Here is a 22,558-nt window from a genome sequence, read left to right as displayed (position 1 = left end):
GTTTAATTAAGTATGGAGTAGTGATGAAAAACGAATTAGATAATAAATTTGTTCTATCTGTTTTTGACAAAATATGTAAACACGGAGAAAAACAAGGCGAAGAGCATATTCTTGAGGGAGTGAAGGCATTTACCGACTTAGATGGATATACCATTTTTCTCGAAGATGCGCAGGTTAAATTGAGGTTTGGGTTTCATAACCAATACCATTTTGATTATGAAAAAAGTGAGCATTTGGAAAAGTTTCAGATGAAGCTCATTTCTATTGAAAAAGGCTACAGCTGAACTAGCCACAATCAAGAGATGTGCCGGCTCCATCTTCGTGCACGCCATCGTTGTCGTCATCTCTGCTGACTCTGACCCTTCCTTGCAAACTAATAGTAAGTGCCCTTGCATACTCGTCTTCTCTGTTTTGATGACATATTTGCAGTGTTGCGGGGCTACTTACCGCACCATTTCCCTGAAAAACAATGTTAGCAGCGGGGCCTGATAATATATTTGTGATTGAACGGTTACTGGTGGAAGCCAATAACTCCTCGTTTACCCCTCTTGTATTGTTACCATCGTCGTCATTGAAAACAATAATCGGATTGTTCCAGTCATTTCCACACTCAGAAAAATCTGCAGACGGGCAAACCACAGTGTCTATTTGATTATCTATTGCGTAGGCTCTGGCATATTGAATAACGGCACTGGTTTCGTTCAAGTCGGCGACAATGCGGTTTTGAATAATGATGCGCTGAGCACTGGGAATGGCAAAAAGCATGACAATGGCGAGTATTGCAACGCCAATCATTAACTCTAGAAGGGTAAATCCTAGAGCGAGAGAAACAGGAGAGGGGTTAATCTTCTTCACACTTTTTCACATCATTCATTAATTATTGAGGAAATGCTTTGCAGGTTCAAACATCCATCATAGGTGACTAAACACTACTCACTATAACTAATTACAATGCAATGGAAAGTATGCGAAAACAAGTACTGGTTGTGATTTTAATACTTAGTGACTAAGTGATATTAAAGCACTAAAAGTGAAGTATTTTTACTCTAAATTAATTATCATAGAGTGAAAATCAATAATTGAGTAGACATATGCTAAAGCAAACCGTGATTGAAGAAATGAAGGTTTTACCCTCTATTGACCCAAAAGCTGAGGTGGAGCGACGTGTAGGTTTTATCAAGCACCAACTAAAAGTATCAGGTCTGAAAACACTCGTATTGGGAATCAGTGGAGGGATTGATTCATGCACGCTAGGCAGATTAGCGCAGTTAGCAGTCGAGCAGTTATCTGAAGAATCTAATGACGTCTATCAATTCGTAGCAGTCAGGCTGCCATACGATGTGCAGGCAGATGAGTCAGATGCCCAGTTATCAATCGACTTCATTCAACCTTCTCATGCAGTATCGGTGAATGTAAAGCCTGGCGCAGATGCAATTCATGCTGAAACCATAAATGAAATGGCTTCTGCTGGATTACTAGTCGATGATGCAAACAAACAAGATTTTGTAAAAGGGAATGTAAAAGCCAGAACGCGTATGGTTATTCAGTATGATATTGCTGGCTTAATGGATGGGTTGGTGTTGGGAACCGACCACTCGGCAGAGAATATTACGGGATTTTATACCAAGTATGGTGATGGAGCGTGTGATTTGGCACCGTTATTCGGATTGAATAAAAGACAAGTCCGTCAGATAGCAACTTATCTTGGCGCACCAAATAGCATTGTGACCAAAGCGCCTACGGCGGATTTAGAGTCTTTATCTCCGCAAAAAGCGGATGAAGAAGCACTTGGTATTACCTACGATCAAATAGATGACTTTTTGGAAAATAAGCCTGTTGAGCAAGACATAGAAGATAAACTTTTGTCTATCTATCTCAAAACACAGCATAAACGTGTGCCGATTCCTACTATTTACGATCAAGAATAAGATTTAGCAATAAAGTGACTATTACTGTGTTGGAGATACTGTAATGAAAAAAATTGAAGCAATCATTAAACCCTTCAAAATGGATGATGTTCGAGAGGCGCTTGCAGAGGTTGGGATTGCAGGTATGACCGTAACTGAAGTGAAAGGCTTCGGACGTCAGAAAGGTCATACCGAATTATATCGAGGTGCTGAGTATCAGGTCGATTTTCTGCCCAAAGTGAAATTAGAGATTGTCGTGGCTGATGACGTGGAAGATCGCGCAATTGAAGCAATCATGAATACTGCGCAGACGGGGAAAATCGGTGACGGTAAAATATTCGTTTACGATGTAGACCGTGTGATTCGCATCCGTACTGGCGAAGAAAACGAAGAAGCTGTGTAATTCTGCATGTAGATAGCTAGACCTTATTGGTGTTGGTTTGCGTGTTCAAGCGCCAACACCTGATGCCAGAGTGCCTTATTGATAGGTGTGTCAATTCCACGTTTCTTCCCTTCTTTAACAATGAATCCGTTGATGAACTCGATCTCAGTTTTACGCTTTTCAGCAATATCTCTATTCATTGATGAGTAATTGTCGGCAGTATTTTGAATCACCTTATATACATTTGTAATCAACTCATGCGTAGTGATTGGTAGTTGATTTTCACGCATAACCAAGCCGACTTCTTCACATATATCAGTAATTGTTGATTGATACACAGGTGCCATTAATGCACCATTTTTGATGTTGTTAACAGCCGTTAGTGGGTTGATCACTGCATTTATCGCTACTTTTCTCCATAAAAACGGCGTAATGTCATGATGCCAAGTACAAGGGGGGAGTGTGTCATTTATCAAAGAAATAACGGCGTCAGTAGCACAACCTGGTGTGTTAATAAGGCCTGCGTGTGTTTCACCTTGCCCTGTAAGCATACAGTGTGTTGGCGATGCTTTATAAGCTCCATAACTTGTTGTCGCTGCAATAAGTGGGTTGGTGATATGGTTAGCAAGCTGTTGTTGCGGCCCCAAGCCATTGTTGAGCAAAATGATTGGGGTGTTGGTCGATATAAACGGCAAATACATGTTAACGGCATCTATCAATTGATAGGCTTTGAGTGGAAAGATAACCACATCAGCCACCCTAAGTTTTGAGGGCGCGATACTATGTATTTTTAGCGATTGCTGCTGGTGATTGTTGGCTACCGTTAACGTCAATGACGTGTGTTTTCTTAGGACAACGTCAAAGGAGTACCCCGCTTGTTGGAGCTGATAAGCCAACACATTACCAATAGCACCGTTGCCAATAATTGCTACATGCTTCATCGTTGCAAAGCGACTACTTTTGAGTATTTGGAAGTGTGGGCCATGCCAGTAACCAAGGAGAAGCATGCTCAATTAACAGTTCTGAACATCTTGAATTGACAAAATATTCACCCATTTTCGGTGGGCAACTTAGTTCGATATTTTCTCCACGGTAATTGAACCTTATCGCGAAAGCGTGTAAGTAGGTTCTATCGCTGGTGGTTCCTTTATACAGTGAGTCTCCCGTAATAGGGCTACTGATACTTTTGAGGGCTACACGTAATTGATGGGTCTTGCCTGTTCTTGGCTTTAATATAAAAAAGCGAATCCCTGGTGAAAAGCTCGTACTAAAAAACTGGGTAATTGCGGGGTTACTTTTTGATGGCATGAGTTTCCATTGGCCATCCCGAGACCGCTCCATGTCACCCACAATTAACCCTTGCTTTTTTTTCGGCTTGCTGTGGCTTAGGGCAACATAATATTTTTCGATGCTACGTGACGCAAATAGTTCAGAGAATGTTGCAGCAGCAGATGAAGAGCGCGCGAAAATCAGCAACCCTGACGTGACTTTATCTAATCGATGAACAAGATAGAGCTTTTCAATACCAAATACAGTCTGCGCTAACATTAAAAGAGAGGCGCTGTCTGAACCTTGCTCTTGATTCACGGAAATGTTGTTGGGTTTATTAATGACGATAAAATCCTCGTGCTTGTATACGAGGTCGTCATGGCTAAGCGTTGTCAATGATTGGGTTCTTTATAAGTCGTTCAATAAATTCAGGGCTTTGTCATATTCGAGGTCACTTATGACCTGAATCAGCTCTTGCTTTTTTGAGTCAGATAACTGACATTCAGAGAGCGCAACTTTAACATATTCAGTGGCGACGAACTCATTATTTTGAAGTTTCTGCTTTAACGTAGTTAGGTGCACTTGCGATTCTGACGATTCAGAATGTGTAGATTGATATTCAGAAATGGCTTTAACAGACAAATTGAAACAGTTTAATACACACTCGACAGGCTCAGCCATGTCGTCGTCATTTTTAATTGCTGATTGTGCTTCGGTGCAGGCTTTGTGCAATCGGGAAAGTCCCATATTTCCCGCAACCCCTTTTAGTGTATGAACCTGGACACGACAGGATTCACGGTCATTTTTATCAAGGGTTGCTTTGATTTTATCTGGTACCGATTCATATTCTGTGACAAAACGAGATAAAAGCGATTGATACAATGCTTCATTTCCCCCGAGTTGAGAAATGCCAAATTTTAAATCTATTAATGGAATTGATTGATAATCTTGCATAGTTTTCCCATCTATACTGCATCTGTTTTGCCCATGTAAGCCCAGAATGTGAGCTGTTATTCAGCCTTTAGTACAGTTACTTTATTCTAATCAACAAGGTAGACTAGTTTTATAACAGAAAAAAGGAAGAACCTGAAAGTGCGCCGAATATATTGTCAGTTTATAGCTGCTACGTTAATTGCCTTTAACTTAGCGGGTTGCTCGAATAATCACGTCTCGCTGAAAAGCACTGCCTCTGGCAGTTTACCTGAAGGTATTGTGTTAATCAGTGAGAAGTCTAAAAACGAGGAAGGGGTTTTTATCCCGTACAAAAAGTATCAGTTAAGCAATGGATTGACAGTCATATTACATGAGGACGATTCTGATCCATTAGTGCACGTAGATGTGACCTATCATGTTGGATCAGCACGCGAAGATGTAGGTAAGTCGGGTTTTGCTCATTTTTTTGAACACATGATGTTTCAGGGTTCAAAGCATGTAGGTGATGACATGCACTTCCAGATTATTACTGAGGCTGGAGGAAATTTGAATGGAACCACTAATTCTGATCGTACAAACTATTACCAAACAATCCCTGCAAATCAGTTGGAGAAAGTGCTTTGGTTAGAAGCAGATCGTATGGGCTTTTTGCTGGATTCAGTCACTCAGGAAAAATTCGAAGTACAGCGTGAGACTGTCAAAAACGAGCGTGCTCAGCGCATTGACAATCAACCCTATGGCTTACGAGATGAAGTAAACTCTGAAGCGTTATATCCCAATGAACATCCATACTCATGGCCTGTAATTGGCTATGTAGAAGATTTAGATCGCGTCAATGTCAATGATCTCAAGGCTTTCTTTACACGCTGGTATGGCCCCAACAATGCGATCCTAACTATAGGCGGCGATTTTGATGAACTTACTGTATTGAAGTGGGTAAATAAGTATTTTGGATCGATTCCTTCTGGAGAGCATGTCTACGATCAAGAAAAAAATCCCGTTACGTTGCCAGAGACCCGCTTTGTGACTCTGGAGGACGAAGTGCATTTACCGCTTCTTCAAGTCACCTTTCCGACCGTTCATGTTCGACATGAAGATGAGGCCGCACTGGATGTGTTGTCACATATACTTGGAGAAGGAAAGACGTCTCTGTTCTATAAAAACTTAGTGAAGCCTAATCGCGCTGTTCAAGCGGTAGTCTCACACCCTTGCAGGGAGTTGGCTTGTGAGTTCCAGTTAATTGCGTTGGCAAATCCTAGTAAGGTGCGATCATTATCTGAACTGTATGCGATGATTGATAAGACGCTTAATGAATTTGAATCACGTGGTGTATTAGACGAGGACCTACAGAGAACAAAGGCACAAATAGAGGCCGCGACGGTATTTGGCTTGCAGAGTGTTGCTGGCAAGGTGTCTACATTGGCTTCAAACGAGTTTCTTGGTGGTGAACCAGATTTAGTCGACTTTGACATCAATCGCTACAGTAATGTCACTAAGAAAGACGTTACCAGAGTCTACAACCGATACATCAAAAACCAACCTCGTGTTGTTTTAAGCATAGTACCCACTGGTCAAACTCAACTTGCGGCTTCTCCAACGAATTACGCATCGCCTGAGAGGGATTTGAGTCAGGTCGAAACTGTATCTGAGTTCGTGGCACCCCAAAATATTGTTGATAACTTTGATCGCTCTGTTATGCCTGCTGCGACTATCAATCCCGCCGTTCAGGTCCCTGAAGTATGGCGACATCAGATGAGCAATGGTATAGAAGTAATAGGCCACTTTACATCTGAAACACCTACGGTGACACTTACCTTGAGCATGGAGGGAGGCCCTCTATTAGATCCGATAGATAAAGCGGGCTTGGCTTCTATTACTGCGTCATTGATGAATGAAACGACAGAGCGTTTTTCTACAGAAGAAATTGCTAATCAGCTAGCACTACTAGGAAGTTCAATCTCATTTACTGCAAACGGAAGATTTACCGAAATAACATTAGTTTCACTTACTAAACACTTAGATGAAACACTATTAATATTAAAAGAAAAACTATTTTCTCCTAAATTTGAAGAGGTTGATTTTAACCGCGTTAAATACCAAATTTTACAATCTCTACAACAGCAATATAAACAGCCTAATGCGTTGATGTCTATCGCTAGCAAGACTGTGCTTTATGGTGCTGATAATAGAATTGGACTGCCTGATATGGGCACGATAAACACGATTCAAAATATAACGTTGGAAGATGTAAAATCATTTTACACGTCTTATTATTCGCCTTCTAAAGGCAGCATGGTTGTAGTCGGAAATGTGCCTAAGAAAGCCTTGTTGGAAAAAGTCGATTTTTTATCGAGTTGGTCAGGCAAATCTTATGATATCGCGCCTTATCAGCCTTTCCCGGAAAATACCCAACCAAGCATCTATTTGGTTGATAAACCCGGTGCAGCCCAATCTGTAGTAAAGATACTAAAAAGAAGCCTACCGTATGACGCTACAGATAAACAATTCAAAGCTAAACTAATGAATTTCCCGTTAGGAGGTATGTTCAACAGTCGCATTAATATGAATTTGCGTGAGGACAAGGGATATACATATGGAGCTTCTACGGCATTTATTGGTGGGGTGACGTTGGGACAATTTGTAGCTTCTTCTAATTTGAATGCGCAAAATACTGTAGAGGGTATCCAAGAAATGCTAGCAGAGATTGAAACCTATCAGCGGTTGGGAATGTCGGAAGATGAACTAGACACATTACGAGCTGCTTACACGCAATCTGAAGCGCTTCAATACGAAACGCCTGCCAGTAAGGCACAGTTTTTGCGCCATTTATTGGTTTACGGTCTTGATACAAGTTATCGTCAGTCGCAACTACAAATTATCGAATCTATTTCTAAGCGTGAGTTGAACCTCCTTGCGAGCGAGCTGCTAGATGTAAATACGATGCAAATAATTGTTGTCGGCGATGCGAATAGACTAGAAAGTGCGCTTAACGCGTTAGATAGGCCTATCGTTAAGATGAACGTCGTAAGTGAATAAGACTTTGCTGTCTACATCATCTTTTGATTAGTATATGATGCTGCAAGGTAACGTAGTTTTTATTAAAAACTGAATTAAAGTGCAATCTACTTCGGTCTTTTGATAAAAATCACATTATAGTTATGTTGGGGGCTTGAAAAGTATTTTTAAGTTCCCCAATAAAAGGCTTTGCTCAAGCATTAGGATTCATTTTGACAAGAACTTTAACCTTTGAAGGGCGTTTAGATGTTTTAAAAGACGCCTCAGTGAAATCTACGCTGACAGACATTCGTCACGGAGTAGAGCGGGAAACATTACGTATTAATGAGAATGGCTCTTTGGCCTTAACACCGCACCCGCAAACACTTGGGGCTGCGCTGACTCATGACCTAATCACGACAGACTTTTCTGAGTCATTGCTTGAGTTTATTACTCCCCCAGAGAGAAAGCCCGAAACAACACTTTCACAGCTTAGAGATATTCATCGGTTTGTTGCAAAAAACATTGGTCAGGAACGCTTGTGGCCTATGAGTATGCCCTGCTTCATTGAGAACGAAGACAGTATCCCACTTGCTAAATATGGCAATTCAAACGTTGGAAAAATGAAAACATTGTACCGAAAGGGGTTAAAGAACCGTTACGGTAGTATGATGCAAGCGATATCTGGCGTACATTTCAATTTTTCGTTACCAGATAGTTTCTGGACGGCATGGCTTGAGAAAACCCATACTGGTACAGTGGATAAAGACTCCATTTCTGCTGCTTATTTTGGAATGATTCGAAATTACCGCAGATTGTGTTGGATGATCCCTTATCTATTTGGTGCTTCGCCCGCGCTTTGTGGTTCATTCGTGAAAGGCAAAAAAACATCGTTACCTTTTGAATCATTGGGCAATGGCACTATTTATCTGCCCTATGCAACATCGCTTAGAATGAGCGACTTGGGATACACCAACTCAGCCCAGTCTGGGTTAATGATTTGCTACAATGACGTGAATTCGTATATTGCCTCATTAAGGGCTGCAAAGAGCTCACCGTCTCAAGCCTATCAAAAGTTTGCACCTGAAAATGGCGAGTATCAGCAACTTAATGCGAATGTACTTCAAATAGAAAACGAGCTGTATTCGCCAGTACGTCCTAAGCAGCCCACCCAGTCGCTAGAAAAGCCTACCGATGCGCTAGAGGCTCGCGGGGTCAACTATATTGAAGTTAGAGCACTGGATGTAGACCCATTCAGTGACGTAGGTATCTCACCCGATCACTTTTATTTTCTCGACATTTTTATGGTCTATTGCTTGATAGCGCCGAGCTCCGCGTTTACACGGGAGTCTTATCAAGAAACTGAAGACAACTTAAAGAAAGTTGTAATAGAAGGACGAGCGCCCTCATTGACTTTATCTAAAGATAAAACGTCAATTGAGATGAAGCAGTGGGCAGAAGAAGTGTTTGAATCTTTTCGGTCGATCGCAAAAATCCTTGACGAAGTGAATGAGACAACTACGTTTTCTGAAGCGCTTGAGCGTCAGTGGCTCAAATTTGTGGATCCCAGTAACACGCCAAGTGGACGATTGCTCAATTTGTTGAAGGTTCAGAATAAAGATAATGGTATTCTTGGCCGAGAAATGGCGGAAGAGTATCGTGCGCGCTTTTTAACAGAGGCTTACGAATTAACACACGAATCTGACTTTGTTCACATGGCTACTCAGTCGATTAATGCTCAAAAAGATATAGAAAGCAACGATAAATTAAGTTTTGAAACATTCCTTCAGGAGTACTTTGCAGACCTAGCGCATTACTCAACCGATTCACTGAAAACAATTATTCAGCAAGGTTGCGCATAAAAAAAGGCCTGACAAAAACGTCAGGCCTTAAGTTACTACCAGGGAAAATACACTTTAACTAGAACACATAAATTAAGAGCAGTAGATTATGGAAAAGTTCAAAAAAAATATAAAAAGTGGTAAAAATTTTACAACTCTTATTTTTGTTCTCTTTTTTTTGAATGCTTGTACAGTAACACCGCCTAAAAATGCTGCGAACTTATGTGATATCTTTGAAGAAAAATCGGACTGGTATGACGCGGCAGCAGATATGCGCGACAAGTGGGGCGTGCCGATACACGTGCCAATGGCGATGATGTATCAAGAAAGTTCGTTTAGAGCCGATGCACTTCCGCCGCGAGATTATATTTTTTTTGGGCTTATTCCTTGGGGCCGTGTTAGCTCGGCATACGGTTATTCACAAGCAAAAACGCCTACTTGGGCTGACTACGTCAGAGAAACCGGAAACTCATGGGCTGATCGTGATGATTTTGATGATGCGATTGATTTTATGGGATGGTTCATTTCAAAAACCTATAAAATTAACGGTATATCAAAATGGGACGCTTATTCTCAATATCTTAATTACCACGAAGGGTGGGGCGGGTTTAAGCGTAAAACCTATAACCGTAAGAAGTGGCTAAAATCAGTTGCTAAAAAAGTCAATCAGCGCTCCTATCGATATGCAAAGCAGCTCAAACAATGTGAAGACGACCTAAAAGGTGGGTGGTTCTTCGGCTTGTTTGGCTAAGCGTTTCACAATGTCTGGCTATATGCGAGGTAAATGAAATAGCGTAGTCGAATTGGCAAGGTAGTCTTGTACGCGTTTGGCTACTTAATTGTCAACGCCTCCAAATATCGTGTTATCTATTCGACCACCTCAAGGGTTGCGGATGGATGCCGATGTGAGAAGCAACTAAAACAACTTTCCATGTCCGATTATTCTATAGTTTACCGCCTTGTTGATCTGGATCATTATCCTTTTCATACGAGCTTCTACACTAACCTCATACACACATATCGGGTTAATTGTAGGAGCAATCATAATGCTGGAATTATTATTTAAAGATCCTGTGGCTTGGGGTTCATTGCTTGGATTGTTGGTTGTGATTGGTATTTGCGCTTATTACGTCTATCTGTTTATACACAACACCAATAACAACCTGTAGCCAGCAGACACGCTGTGCCAATCACCTGTTGATATACCAATAAGCGACATATCGTAAAATCTATTTTGCCTCAGTGCGAATAGTTGGTGTGATAGGCTACACTTCATTGTGTCATATAGGAGAGCACAATGAAGGGGATGATACTCGTTGAATTAGAAAAATATATTGTTTCTAAATGGGGGCGCGTGGTTTGGCAACAAAGTGCTGAAGTAGCAAATCTACCTGTAACCGAAGACATACATACTGGCGTTATTAAAGACCGCGTATTTTACGATATTATTTCTAGTGTCGTTGCTCTGCGGGATGATACGCCAGAAGATGTCTTAGTTGGTTTTGGCCGCAAGCTGTTTTCTACACTCCATTCGTTGCCTGCTAGTGGGAACAATAGTGACACGGATCTATTTTCATTTATTCTCAGCGTAGAAAATACGGTTTACCCAAACGCTCAACGAATTGATTCTCACCTTCAACTTCCACATTTTGTATTTTTGCAGCAGACGTCTCAAAAGCTTGTCTTTCGGTATACCTCACCAAGACACCTATGTTTTCTGTGTGAAGGTATTTTATTGGGAGCCAGTGATTATTTTCGTGAGGCGATTGAAATTAATCATTTGCAGTGTGTCCATGAAGGGGATGATGACTGCCAAATAGAAATCGTGAAGTTGCCTTGATGACTAAGCACGAAGCACCCTCAAGAAGCCGTTCAAATACTCTGGGAAAGAAGCGCTCTGAAACTGCTCTAGAAATGGCTGGTAATAAGAGAAACGCGCAAAGCCATACTGTCTCTCAGCTTTCAGAGACCGATTTACACAAAGAGATAGTTAGTCAAAGCACCGAAAATCGAAAGCTACATTATTCACTAGAAGCTTCGCAGAAGAAGCAACAAGAAATGGCATTTTTAGGGCAGGCGGCAGAAATCAACCTGTCTGAATCCACTATTGCACAATTCATGGATGACATGTCGGTACTGCTCACAAAATATAGTCAGGCAGACGAAGTGCTGTGGTTTGAACATGAGTTAAATAGTGAGGTTGAACAATCTACGCCTGCTATTCGCTCATTATCAGCAGACACCCTTTCATTCATTCTGAATGCGCCCCCTTCTGACAAATGTTGGCACACGAAGCGAGTCAATCATGGGCTGTTTTATTATTGTTTATTTGAATTTTTTGATACGCGTTATTGGCTCTTTCTTCATTTCAATCGAGAAGCGTCGATGTTACAAGGCATGACGGATGCACTTGAAATCACCAGAAGGCAAATGTTCAGCGGTTTGAAGCGGAGAATAGGAGAATTTGAGTTACGCCAGCAAAATGATGCGCTCAAAAAGACGGTGAGTGAGTTAACTGAGGCCAGAGCTCGTTTGATTCAATCGGAAAAAATGGCGTCGCTAGGACAATTAGCGGCGGGTATTGCCCATGAAATCAATAATCCAATAGGATATTTGCGCGCAAACCTTGGTGTGCTTAGTGAATATTTTGATGATATTAGCAAAATCATTGAAGCGATTATTGATAGTGAGAATCACCTCACAATTGAAAATATCCGTGATGCAATTGCTTCTATTCAATTCGATGAGATGAAGCAGGATATTGACGCGCTGACACAGGCAAATATTGAGGGTTTGTCGCGCATAAAGGCGATTGTAGATAGTTTGAAAAGTTTTTCACATGCTGGCGATGCGAAACATGCGTGGGTGAATTTGCGTGACGTGATTGATAAGTCATTGCAGGTCACAAAAAATGCATTTAAGTATCATCACGAAATCGACAATCGCTTACCAGAAACATTGCCTTTAATTAAAGGCAATGCAGGCCAGCTACAACAGATATTTGTAAACTTGCTTGTTAACGCCGCTCAGGCCATGCCCGATGGTGGAACTTTACATATTCATAGTTCAGTATTGAACGAGCCTCCAACAGGATTACACGCAGGTCAAAATACGAATAGCTGGATTGAAGTGGCTATCAAAGATACAGGAATAGGAATGTCGGAGGAGACCCTTAATAAACTGTTCACTCCCTTTTATACCACTAAACCTGTGGGGGTAGGAACTGGGCTTGGGCTAAGCATTTCCTATGCTATGGTAGAGTCTCACCATGGCATTATTAGTGTTTCATCTAAGTTAGGAGAAGGCACTGAATTTTCAGTTATTCTTCCAATCGATAGCGACGTTGATAGTTAAACATAGGTACTTGTTGTGTTTGGTGACAAGGCAGAGAGTGAACTGGCAGGCGAAAACTTGGAGGCTAACCGCAGTATTTTTCAATGTGGATAAATTCCCATTAGCATTTAGCGAGTCCAAAAAGAGATTCAGTGAAACCGCCTACAGTTCTCCTTGGGCAGCTGTATTGTCAGTTTCGTCGATGGCGAGAAACAACGATTTGCGCTGTTTAACTTCAAACTGTTTCAGCTTTTGAATCGTTGATGTGGTCAGCTCGTGTCCTGCCGACAACAATAGAAAGTGATTGTCTGTATATAGGTTTGCCTTAAGAATCATGCCGGGTTTAAGATCTTTAGTTGATAGTTTTTGTTCCATGGCATTTGCGCTGTCAAAAGATTTTATTTGCATCAATGCATTGAGTACAAGAGGATCGTAGCGGGTTCCTTTGTAACGCATTAGCATCTTTTTCGCCTCTTCGAACTCCATTTTGCTTCCTGTTAATTTACCACCGACATAGCGCCAAAAGTCACGTGCGATAGCGATAATCCGAGAACCTAAAGGAATGGAGTCAGCCACAAGCTTATTCGGAAACCCGCTTCCATCAACATGTTCATATTGACTCATAATCATGTCTTTCACGTCATTGAGGTGGGTGGCGGGTGAGAGAATTAAATCTACATAGGTTACTTGTTGCAGGTACGCTTCTCGCTGTGCGGCATTCAACTTATGAAAAGGTTGCATCAAAATACGGTTGTCGACGCCTAATAATCCGACTTCAGACATTAACGCTGCCGTTTTCAGCGCATCGATATATTTTTCGCTCAATTGCATTTTCTCACCAATACGGTTCGCAAGGCGTTTCACACTCTTGGCAAAAAGCGAATCAATATAAGGATCAACGTTGATAAAGTTGAACAGCATTTGGTGCATCACATCCTGCTCTTTATGAATTTTTGCAAGTGCGGCACGAATTTGTTTCGTTCTCACTTTCACTTGCTTTTCCAAATCTTGATTCATGCTTGTTAGCGCAGCATTTTGTTTTGTGACTAACGCCGTGAGCCGAATGTTTTCACGTTTAACGCGGGCATATTCAATACCGCCTTTTACGTCTTCTTCAAGTTGTTGGTTGTCCCATGGTTTAGAGATAAAACGGTGTACGCGCCCTAAGTTGATGGCTTGAATCGTTGATTCAATGTCGGCAAATCCAGTTAGCATAATGCGATATGTATCGGGATAATGAGTGACCACATGCTGAAACAACTCAGCTCCGGAAGCTCCAGGCATGCGCATGTCTGAAATAATAACATCAACATCGTGCTGAGAGAGAAAGTCTAATGCCTGCTTGGCATCGGGAGCCAAGTGGATATTTGCATCTAGTTTACGCAAACACCGTTTCAGCGATAATCGAATTTCTTCCTCGTCGTCAACGCAAAGAATGCATGGTTTGTCCTTAGGCTCCACCATTTCTCCAAGTGCTGTAGATTTACGTAAAAGGCTTAACTGGTTTAAGTTATAGCGAGGGAATGAACTGCTGTCTAGGAAAGTAGCACGTCATTGATATGTAGAGATAAATAGAAGAACTGCTACAGGAGTAGTTCTAAAACTTGCCCAAGTTCTGTTGTTGCTCAATGAGAACAAGTAGCGCGCCTTGACCACCCCACTCAAGAGGAGCTTGGTGAAAACCCAAAACGGATGGGTGCTGCACAAGCCAGTTTGGCACGGTTTTTTTCAACACAAAGCTACCAATACCATGAACAATACACACGCAATGAATATGCTCTTTTCGCGCGGTTTCAATTAACGCTGCAATCTCTAGTTTGGCATCGTCACGTTTATAGCCGTGTAAATCGAGTATCAGGTCTGGCGGATACTCTCCACGACGTAAACGCTTCACTTCATGGCTGTCTGCACCGGGCTTCACGTATTTCAGTGGCCCATTCATATCGAAATGGGCTTCGAACCCATCTGAAAAATGAAATGATGCGGCTGCTTGGCGCAGTTGATTTTGTTCTTTGTTGAAGGCCGAGTTTTTTTGCAAAACGGTGGATTTTTGCTTGCTCATCTTGCGCGGAGGCGGTATTTTGTCTTGCTCGATTGGCACAATGTCACTAAACGCTTCTCGGAACATTGAATCATCGTCTGCAGAACGATTCGCATCGGTTTCATCTTCTCCTGAAGATGCCATTTTTTGCAGAAAAGAATGATTCAATTTTTTCATAGTAAAATAATACGTCTACTTAAAAGTTCGAGACAGCTGTCTTAGTTGGTTGCCTGCGCGGTTTCTCTGTGGCGGAGTTTATCAAACCTGGATAGTCTCTACCAAGAAGTTACGCTATATTTCCATCATCAAACTTGCCTTAGGAGCAATAAAAGTCCATGACACACTCGCTTGAAATTGAACAACCGATACAAGAATTATCCACGCTACTGGATTGGGTGCGTTGGTCTGTCAGTCGATTTAATGAAGCTGGGTTGTATTATGGTCATGGTACTGACAATGCGTGGGATGAAGCCGTGAGCTTGGTGTTGCAGTTACTGCATTTACCTCAGCAAAGCAACGAGCAAATGTTTGGTGCAGCATTAACGACCGATGAAAAAACATTAATCGCAACCATGGTAAAGCGCCGTGTTGAAGAACGGTTACCGATTGCTTATTTAACCAATCAGGCATGGTTTTGCGGATATCCATTCTACGTCGATGAGCGTGTATTGGTGCCACGTTCGCCCTTCGCAGAGCTAATAGAGCTGCGCTTTGGCGGATGGATAACAGACGAACCTCAACATATCTTAGATTTGTGTACTGGCAGCGGTTGTATTGCCATTGCGTTGGCCCACGCCTTTGAGTCGGCGCAGGTGGATGCGGTTGATATTTCTGATGATGCGTTATCAGTGGCTGAAATCAATATCGACGAGCACGCAATGCATGAGCGAGTTTTTCCCATTCAGTCGGATCTATTCAATAGTGTAAAGGGGCATAAGTACGACCTTATAGTATCGAATCCTCCCTACGTTGACGCCGAGGATATGGCTGATTTACCCGATGAATTTCATCATGAGCCTGAATTAGGGCTCGCCGCCGGTGATGATGGCTTAGATTTAGTCGATACAATTCTTAAAGAAGCGCCAGAGGTATTAAATCCTAAGGGCTGGCTGTTTGTCGAAGTGGGGAACAGTCAGGTGCATATGGAGCATAAATATCCTGGGCTTGAGCTTGAATGGGTTGAGTTCAAGCATGGTGGACACGGCGTATTCGCTGTTCAGCGCGAAACATTAACAGCCTACTTTGGCGAGTAATACAACGTTAATCATCGTTAACGTTTTCAAGTAGTAAGAGGAAAATAAACGTCATGGCTGGCAATACATTCGGAAAATTATTTACAGTTACAACTTTTGGGGAAAGCCACGGTGTCGCGATTGGCGGTGTTGTGGATGGCTGCCCTCCGGGATTAGAGATTTCTGAGGCGGATCTACAGGTTGATTTAGACAGAAGAAAGCCCGGTACGTCGCGCTATACCACTGCACGTCGTGAAGAAGATGAAGTGAAAATTTTATCAGGCGTGTTTGAAGGCAAAACGACGGGCACCAGTATTGGTTTATTGATTAACAATACTGATCAGCGCAGTAAAGATTATTCGAAGATTAAAGATACCTTCCGTCCAGGTCACGCTGATTACACCTATCAACAAAAGTATGGGCTTCGTGATTATCGTGGAGGCGGCCGTTCATCAGCGCGAGAAACCGCTATTCGTGTTGCCGCAGGTGGTATTGCTAAAAAATATTTAAAGCAAGTGCATGGTATTGAAATTCACGGCTATTTATCCCAATTAGGCCCTGTGAAAATTGACACCGTTGACCACGCTGTAACCAATACAAATCCTTTCTTTTGCCCCGACGCATCAAAGCTTGAAGCACTGGACGAATACATGCGCAACCTAAAGAAAGAGGGCGATTCTATTGGCGCAAAAGTGTCAGTGGTGGCGAAACACGTTCCTGTTGGTTTAGGTGAGCCTGTGTTTGATCGTCTTGATGCTGACTTGGCGCATGCCATGATGGGCATTAATGCCGTAAAAGGCGTTGAAGTCGGTGACGGATTTGACGTGGTTGAACAAAAAGGCAGTGCACATCGTGATGAACTTACACCAGACGGCTTTGCCTCTAATCATGCGGGTGGCGTATTGGGTGGTATTTCCACAGGGCAAGACATTCTTGTAAGCATGGCGCTTAAGCCGACCTCAAGTATTACAGTGCCAGGCAACACCATTGATGTTAAGGGTGAGGCCGCAGAGGTCATCACCAAAGGCAGACACGATCCCTGTGTAGGCATTCGTGCTGTGCCGATTGCTGAAGCCATGATGGCGATAGTGTTGATGGATCATCTTCTTAGACACCGAGCGCAGAATGCTGGGGTGCAATCTATCACGCCAGTCATTCCTGCTCAAAAGTAGCACTAATAGTGACTTCTGCTGTAACCGGGCAGCGCACAAATTTTGTGTTGCTCGCTATCACCTACTTTTTGTATTTTGGTCAGTTAGGCGTACTTGTTCCTTATTTGGGTGTATTTCTTGATGGGCGAGGGTTTAGCTCCGCTGAAATCGGCGAACTTTTCGCCATTATAACCATTGCCAGAATTTTGGGCCCGAACTTGTGGGCGTCAATGGCTGATAAGTCGGGAAAAGGCTTAAATGTACTGCGTTTTGGCTGTTTATTAACGGCGTGTACCTTTTGTTTGGTGTTTTTCTTTGACGGCTTCTGGGGAATTACTGTTCCTTTTGCACTCATGATGATGTTCTGGACTGCCGTGTTACCTCAGCTTGAGGTATTAACCATGAATACCGTCAATAGTAACGCCACCAAATACAGCCAGATTCGATTATGGGGAAGTATCGGCTTTATTTGCTTGACCATTGTGGCTGGGCAATCAATTGACGTGTTTTCTTCTGAGGCACCGGTTGTCGTGAGTGCTGTCGTATTGTCTGCGCTATTTCTTTCCACATTAACGTTAAAAGAGCCTAAAGTAGAACGCCCAAACGCACAAGAGTTGGGCAGCATTTGGCGTGAAGCCAAGTCACCGGTGTTTTTCGCTTTTATCGTATCAGCGCTGTTACTGCAGGTAAGCTTTGGCACGTACTACGGCTTTTTTGCATTATATATGCTGGACTTAGGCTATTCCGGTCAGCAAACGGGCTGGTTAGTCGCGCTGGGCGTTGCCGCTGAGGTGGTAATTTTCTTACTCGCTGGGCGACTCATTTCGATAATGGGAGTAAAGTGGGTACTCGTAGCAAGCCTGCTGCTTACGGCCATTCGCTGGTTGGCATTGGCGCATTATCCCGATTCGGTCGTAATTGTGGTGCTATCTCAAGTACTACATGCGTTTAGTTTCGGATTGACTCACGCCGCTTCTGTGCACTTCATTCACCACTTCTTCTCCAAACAGTTCCATAGCCGTGGGCAAGCACTATATGTCAGTTTGGCATTCGGTGTGGGGGGCGCGATTGGAAACTACAGCGCGGGGCTTATGTGGCAAGATGGCAAAGGTGCTTACCTGAGCTTTATGGTGAGTTTTGCTGCGGCGTGTTTATCTGCGTTAGTGCTACTTTGCATTTCTCGTCAATCAATGGAGCAGCGAGCAAGTGCATGCTAAGCTGCTAAATCGTCTTTAGTCTCCTGACGCAAACAGCCATACAATGACAGTTGTATGGCTGCCTTCTGAGCATAAAAAAACGCGAAAGGTTGCTAGTTTCGTGTTGATAAGTTCTTTGATTTACATCGTTATCTTTTCTAACGAATGATCACAAATACGCTGGACGTGGTATAAAGTTTTGTTATCTTTTAATGTGTTATACGTTCAAAAGTGGGCGGGGTACGGGCGCGCTGAATAAGACACCATTTGATAAAATCAGCGTGGTAATATTTCCCTACCATAAACCAAGGAGACATATGTGAAGCGAGAAGGACAAGTTTCAATGTTAGCTGGGGTGATAGGGCTGTGGGTTGCGAGCTCTTGCTTATTCGTTCACGCCCAAGACGTTGAGCGCGAAAAGGCGGCGAGCGACATGAGTGCTGTGAAAAGTCTGCCCGGACTAAAGCGCTTTTCAACGGAAAACCAACTAGGCTTTACTTCTCATTTTCAGGTTAGAGAGATTGCTGTGGGTGACAATGTCATGACGGGAGTTATGGCGTTACATGCGCAAGGTGGCGAAGTGCAATATATCTCAGGTGGAAGCCGCAGTCGCAAAGTTGAAACATTGTTTTTTCAGCCCTATCAAGACAGTCAGCTTGTGCAGCGGGTGACCCTTCATTTTGATACTGACAAAGGCTTTGTTACGTCATCAGAAGTGAATTATGCATTTGCCAGTGCTTATCTGTCTATTGAGCCGATTAAACACAGTGTCTTTACTAAGCTGGTACAGCGCTACGGTGAACCCGATAAGTTTGATACATACCAACGTCGATTTTCTATTGCCCCCAACCGTTTCGGTGCGTTGAGTGTATCCAAGGTAGGAGAGGCAGTCGCCGCGACGATTCCAATGAGGCAAACTCAGCAGCGAGTGAATCAATTTTTTAAAGGGTTAGACATTACCAGGCAATCTGGTTTTTATCGGGATGAGCAAGGGTATGCGTTGTTAAAAAGTGGCTTTCGTGAGTGTTTTATTTGGTCGGCAGAAAGCCCAACCAATTGGATGTTATTGTGCGCGATGAGCAGCAAAAGTGGTAACCGAAATACCCAAGGCGTTGACTTGATTGTTCAGGATTTTGCCGTTTTTGATGCGATTGAGGCTTATTCACCTCAATCGCGTGACATTATAATTGATTTATAGCGAGCCTATTTCGGCTCGCTTTTAGCACCGTCGGGTGTCGGAATATCATAGAGCATGGTGTATAGCACCGGCACGACAATTAAGGTGAGTACTGTCGCAAACCCTAATCCAAACATTATCGTTACGGCCATTGGATTGAAAAACACATCAAATAGTAACGGTATCATGCCTAATATGGTGGTAATAGCAGCCATTGATACTGGTCTCACACGGCTTACCGCTGAATCAAAGACTGCTTGATAATGGTCTTTGTCTGAGCGCATTTCAATATTGATCTGATCCACCAGTACGATCCCATTTTTTATCAACATGCCTGATAGGCTTAGCATCCCCAGCAGTGCCATAAAACTAAATGGGCTGTTCATTAACGTTAAACCTGCATATACGCCAATTACGGCTAACGGCACGGTTGCCCATATCACCAAAGGTTGTTTTAAGGAGTTGAACAACAAGATTGTGATCATAAACATGGCCAAATACCCAAGCGGAAGAGAGCCAAAAATAGCTGTTTGAGCATCGGTAGATGATTCATATTCGCCGCCCCAACTAAACTCATACCCATGAGGAAGTTCAATGGCTTCCACTGAAGGACGAATGCGCTGGAACAACTTCGCGGCTGTTTCATCTCCGAGAATGTCATGGTCTGCCATTACGGTGATGGTGCGCTTACGGTCTCGTCGCATAATTAGCCCGTCTTCCCATTCCACATCGAAACTATCGACAATCTGCGAGATTGGAACATAGGTGCCCATGACAGGGCTAAAGATCTGTAAGTCTTGAAGATTTTCTACATGTAAGCGCTCTTGTTCTGGCGAACGCACAAGGATGGGCAGCATCTGTGTACCATCTCTGTACAAGCCAACTTGTAACCCAGACAAGCTCGTTAACAAACGTTGGTCAAGATCTTCTTTAGTAATTCCTAAGCGGCGAGCCACGTGCTCGTTGAACTCTGGGCGAATCAGCTTACTACGTTCGCGCCAATTGTCGCGAATATTGTGTGCTTTAGGATCCTGACGCATGGCATCTTTGGCTTTTTCTGCCAGTTGACGCAAGACTTCAGGATCTGGGCCGCTAAAACGTGCTTCGATCTTGGCGTCGTTAGATGGGCCAATTTCAACCGGCTTGATTTTTACATCGGCTTGCAACATCTCTTCGTTGGCAAAGGTTCTTACTTGCGCAATCAAAGGCGCGAGTTGTTCACGGTTTTCAACACGCACAATAAGCTGGGCATACGACGCGTATCGGCGCTGCGGGCTGTAGGTCAGCATTAGTCGCGGCGCGCCTTGACCAATTGTACTCGTTACCCCGACAACTTCGTTCTTGTCAAGAAGGTATGCTTCAATGCGTTCGACATCTTCTTTGGTTTGACGAATATCTGATCCTTGAAAGCGCCAGTAATCAATATAAAACATAGGCGTGTTTGATGCGGGGAAGAACGATTGTTTAATACTTGAAAAGTCGGCCATTGCACCCACAAGCGCGATAAACATTAATACAATGGTGGTTTTTCTGTATTTCAACGACATCGACAACAGTTTGTTGTACACATCAAAGATTATCCCTTGATAAGGATTGTCGTCACTCTCCGCTTTTTGGTCTTTCTCATTGAACAGTAAAGAGGCAAAAAATGGTGTAAGCGTGATGGCAGTAATCCAGCTTAAAAACAGAGAAATTAACAACACATAAAACAGACTACCAGCAAATTCGCCTGACGCATCAGAGCTTAGTCCGATAGGGGCAAATGCAGTAATACCGATTACGGTAGCACCCAATAGCGGCCATTTGGTTTGCTCAACAATATCTATAGCGGCTTGCAATGTAGAGCGTCCGCGTTTTAAGCCGATGAGTATGCCTTCGGTAACCACTATGGCGTTGTCTACCAACATTCCCAGCGCAATGATTAACGCACCGAGCGAGATACGCTGTAAGTCGATATTGAGCAAATCCATAAAAATGAAGGTGCCTAATACGGTTAACAGTAAAACCAAGCCAATCAACAGGCCGCTTCTAAAGCCCATAAAAATCAATAGCACAATGATTACAATGCCGACAGCCTGAAGCAGTGACATTAAAAACCCTTGAACAGACGAGTCAACTTCTTTGGGTTGATGATACACGGTGTTGATATCGATACCGACAGGACGTTGGTATTCCAATGATGCCATGTGAGAAGTCAGGCGTTCGCCGACTTCAACGACGTTAACACCACTGGAAAAGGATATCCCTAGTAAAAGCGCAGGCTTGCCATTAAAACGCGTAATGTTAGAGGGGACTTCTTTATACCCTCGAAATACTTTCGCCACGTCGCCTAAATAAATTAACTCTGCTTCGCCGGTCGATGAAATAATTAACTGTTCGAGTTCTTTAACGTCTTGAAACTCACCCGTTGGGTGAAGCCGAATGCTCTCTGAACCCACCTTTATACGTCCCGCGTTTGATACGGTATTTTGGCTTTGTAACAATTGGTAGATTCGACTTGCTGGGATGCCCAAAGTCGCCAGCTTTTGAGATGAGAGCTCGACGATCACTTGCTGTTGCTGCTCACCGGCCACAGAGACTTTGCCTACTCCATCTACCAGCACCAATTCGCGGCGTAAAAAGTCAACATAGTCTTTGAGTTCCTCGTAACTATAATCTTCACCTGTGATAGCGAATAACACACCAAATACATCGCCAAAGTCGTCCATGATAGTGGGCGGATGCACGCCTGTAGGTAAACTTGGCTGGAGATCATTAATTTTACGCCTTAGCTCATCCCAAATTTGTTGAAGTTGCTCTTTCCGGTAGGTGCTTTTCATTTCTACCGTAATTTGTGACATGCCGGCTGACGATATTGATGACACAAAATCAACATAAGGAAGTTGCTGGATTTCATTTTCAATGGGGTAGGTGACTTCCTCTTCAACTTGTTGAGGAGATGCGCCCGGATAGGCTGTCATCACCAGAGCTGTTTTTAGCGTAAATTCGGGGTCTTCAAGTTGACCAAGGTTTAAAAACGACACGCCTCCGCCAATCAGCAAAAGCAGTGCTACCATCCAGCTTACCACGCGATGTTTAATCGCATATCCTGCTACCGTCATG

General features: G+C 43.1%; 20 protein-coding genes. 13 read left to right on the top strand and 7 right to left on the bottom strand.

Annotated features, from left to right (window positions below; translation table 11 throughout):
* Positions 1 to 23: 23 nt before the first annotated feature.
* Entirely contained in the window at positions 24 to 284 is a 261-nt protein-coding gene (locus OE749_RS00190) for a DUF3081 domain-containing protein (RefSeq protein WP_263710319.1), read from the top strand.
* 1 nt (position 285) lies between these two features.
* Here the strand turns inward: OE749_RS00190 and OE749_RS00185 are convergent, their stop codons facing one another.
* Entirely contained in the window at positions 286 to 855 is a 570-nt protein-coding gene (locus OE749_RS00185) for a GspH/FimT family pseudopilin (protein WP_263710318.1), read from the bottom strand.
* 236 nt (positions 856 to 1,091) lie between these two features.
* Between OE749_RS00185 and nadE the strand changes: the two genes are divergently transcribed.
* Positions 1,092 to 1,928, top strand: coding sequence for an ammonia-dependent NAD(+) synthetase (nadE, locus tag OE749_RS00180; RefSeq protein WP_263710317.1), 837 nt, complete (start codon positions 1,092 to 1,094; stop codon positions 1,926 to 1,928).
* Positions 1,929 to 1,971: 43 nt separating this feature from the next.
* On the top strand, positions 1,972 to 2,310 hold the full coding sequence (gene glnB, locus OE749_RS00175) for a nitrogen regulatory protein P-II (RefSeq protein ID WP_263710316.1): 339 nt from the start codon (positions 1,972 to 1,974) through the stop codon (positions 2,308 to 2,310).
* Between the two features lie 23 nt (positions 2,311 to 2,333).
* Here glnB and OE749_RS00170 read toward each other — a convergent pair whose 3' ends face one another.
* Genes OE749_RS00170 through OE749_RS00160 form a run of 3 tightly spaced genes read right to left on the bottom strand, consistent with a single transcriptional unit; the run spans position 2,334 to position 4,512 of the window.
* Positions 2,334 to 3,296 carry a ketopantoate reductase family protein gene (locus OE749_RS00170; protein ID WP_263710961.1) on the bottom strand — a complete coding sequence of 321 codons (963 nt, stop codon included), beginning with the start codon at positions 3,294 to 3,296 and terminating at the stop codon, positions 2,334 to 2,336.
* Positions 3,244 to 3,954, bottom strand: coding sequence for a TIGR01621 family pseudouridine synthase (locus OE749_RS00165; protein WP_263710315.1), 711 nt, complete (start codon positions 3,952 to 3,954; stop codon positions 3,244 to 3,246). The genes OE749_RS00170 and OE749_RS00165 overlap by 53 nt, the downstream gene beginning before the upstream one ends.
* Positions 3,955 to 3,966: 12 nt before the next feature.
* A complete protein-coding gene (locus OE749_RS00160; RefSeq protein ID WP_263710314.1) occupies positions 3,967 to 4,512 on the bottom strand; it encodes an Hpt domain-containing protein in 546 nt (181 codons plus the stop codon).
* 138 nt (positions 4,513 to 4,650) lie between these two features.
* Here OE749_RS00160 and OE749_RS00155 point away from each other — a divergent pair, with 138 nt between their 5' ends.
* From OE749_RS00155 to OE749_RS00130, 6 genes are all read left to right on the top strand, one after another.
* Positions 4,651 to 7,527 carry a M16 family metallopeptidase gene (locus OE749_RS00155; RefSeq protein WP_404828094.1) on the top strand — a complete coding sequence of 959 codons (2,877 nt, stop codon included), beginning with the start codon at positions 4,651 to 4,653 and terminating at the stop codon, positions 7,525 to 7,527.
* 188 nt (positions 7,528 to 7,715) lie between these two features.
* On the top strand, positions 7,716 to 9,347 hold the full coding sequence (gene gshA / locus OE749_RS00150; protein WP_404828112.1) for a glutamate--cysteine ligase: 1,632 nt from the start codon (positions 7,716 to 7,718) through the stop codon (positions 9,345 to 9,347).
* Positions 9,348 to 9,435: 88 nt separating this feature from the next.
* Entirely contained in the window at positions 9,436 to 10,077 is a 642-nt protein-coding gene (locus OE749_RS00145; protein ID WP_263710312.1) for a transglycosylase SLT domain-containing protein, read from the top strand.
* Between the two features lie 295 nt (positions 10,078 to 10,372).
* Positions 10,373 to 10,495, top strand: coding sequence for a DUF3149 domain-containing protein (locus OE749_RS00140; RefSeq protein WP_263710311.1), 123 nt, complete (start codon positions 10,373 to 10,375; stop codon positions 10,493 to 10,495).
* A gap of 128 nt (positions 10,496 to 10,623) precedes the next feature.
* Positions 10,624 to 11,166 (top strand): heme NO-binding domain-containing protein, encoded by a 543-nt coding sequence (locus OE749_RS00135; protein WP_263710310.1) that lies wholly within the window; start codon positions 10,624 to 10,626, stop codon positions 11,164 to 11,166.
* The gene (locus OE749_RS00130; protein ID WP_263710309.1) at positions 11,166 to 12,680 is read left to right on the top strand and encodes a sensor histidine kinase; all 1,515 of its coding nucleotides are present in this window, start codon (positions 11,166 to 11,168) and stop codon (positions 12,678 to 12,680) included. The genes OE749_RS00135 and OE749_RS00130 overlap by 1 nt, the downstream gene beginning before the upstream one ends.
* Positions 12,681 to 12,821: 141 nt before the next feature.
* On the opposite strand, the gene OE749_RS00125 is transcribed toward OE749_RS00130, so the two are convergent.
* Positions 12,822 to 14,123 (bottom strand): HD domain-containing phosphohydrolase, encoded by a 1,302-nt coding sequence (locus tag OE749_RS00125; protein ID WP_263710308.1) that lies wholly within the window; start codon positions 14,121 to 14,123, stop codon positions 12,822 to 12,824.
* 133 nt (positions 14,124 to 14,256) lie between these two features.
* Entirely contained in the window at positions 14,257 to 14,844 is a 588-nt protein-coding gene (gene smrB / locus OE749_RS00120) for an endonuclease SmrB (protein WP_263710959.1), read from the bottom strand.
* A gap of 191 nt (positions 14,845 to 15,035) precedes the next feature.
* Here smrB and prmB point away from each other — a divergent pair, with 191 nt between their 5' ends.
* The 4 genes from prmB (at position 15,036) to OE749_RS00100 (ending at position 19,477) form a co-directional block, all read left to right on the top strand.
* Positions 15,036 to 15,953, top strand: coding sequence for a 50S ribosomal protein L3 N(5)-glutamine methyltransferase (prmB, locus tag OE749_RS00115; protein WP_263710307.1), 918 nt, complete (start codon positions 15,036 to 15,038; stop codon positions 15,951 to 15,953).
* A 53-nt stretch (positions 15,954 to 16,006) separates the two neighbouring features.
* Positions 16,007 to 17,104, top strand: coding sequence for a chorismate synthase (aroC, locus tag OE749_RS00110; protein ID WP_263710306.1), 1,098 nt, complete (start codon positions 16,007 to 16,009; stop codon positions 17,102 to 17,104).
* Positions 17,105 to 17,151: 47 nt separating this feature from the next.
* Positions 17,152 to 18,300 (top strand): MFS transporter, encoded by a 1,149-nt coding sequence (locus OE749_RS00105; RefSeq protein ID WP_404828111.1) that lies wholly within the window; start codon positions 17,152 to 17,154, stop codon positions 18,298 to 18,300.
* Positions 18,301 to 18,598: 298 nt separating this feature from the next.
* The gene (locus OE749_RS00100) at positions 18,599 to 19,477 is read left to right on the top strand and encodes a hypothetical protein (protein ID WP_263710304.1); all 879 of its coding nucleotides are present in this window, start codon (positions 18,599 to 18,601) and stop codon (positions 19,475 to 19,477) included.
* Positions 19,478 to 19,482: 5 nt separating this feature from the next.
* On the opposite strand, the gene OE749_RS00095 is transcribed toward OE749_RS00100, so the two are convergent.
* A complete protein-coding gene (locus OE749_RS00095; protein ID WP_263710303.1) occupies positions 19,483 to 22,557 on the bottom strand; it encodes an efflux RND transporter permease subunit in 3,075 nt (1,024 codons plus the stop codon).
* Between the last annotated feature and the right edge of the window lies 1 nt (position 22,558).

The sequence above is a fragment of the Fluctibacter corallii genome (assembly GCF_025751585.1).
Classification (GTDB): domain Bacteria; phylum Pseudomonadota; class Gammaproteobacteria; order Enterobacterales; family Alteromonadaceae; genus Fluctibacter_A; species Fluctibacter_A corallii.
Note: the sequence above shows the minus strand (reverse complement) of the source record. Positions and strands in the feature narration are given on the sequence as shown.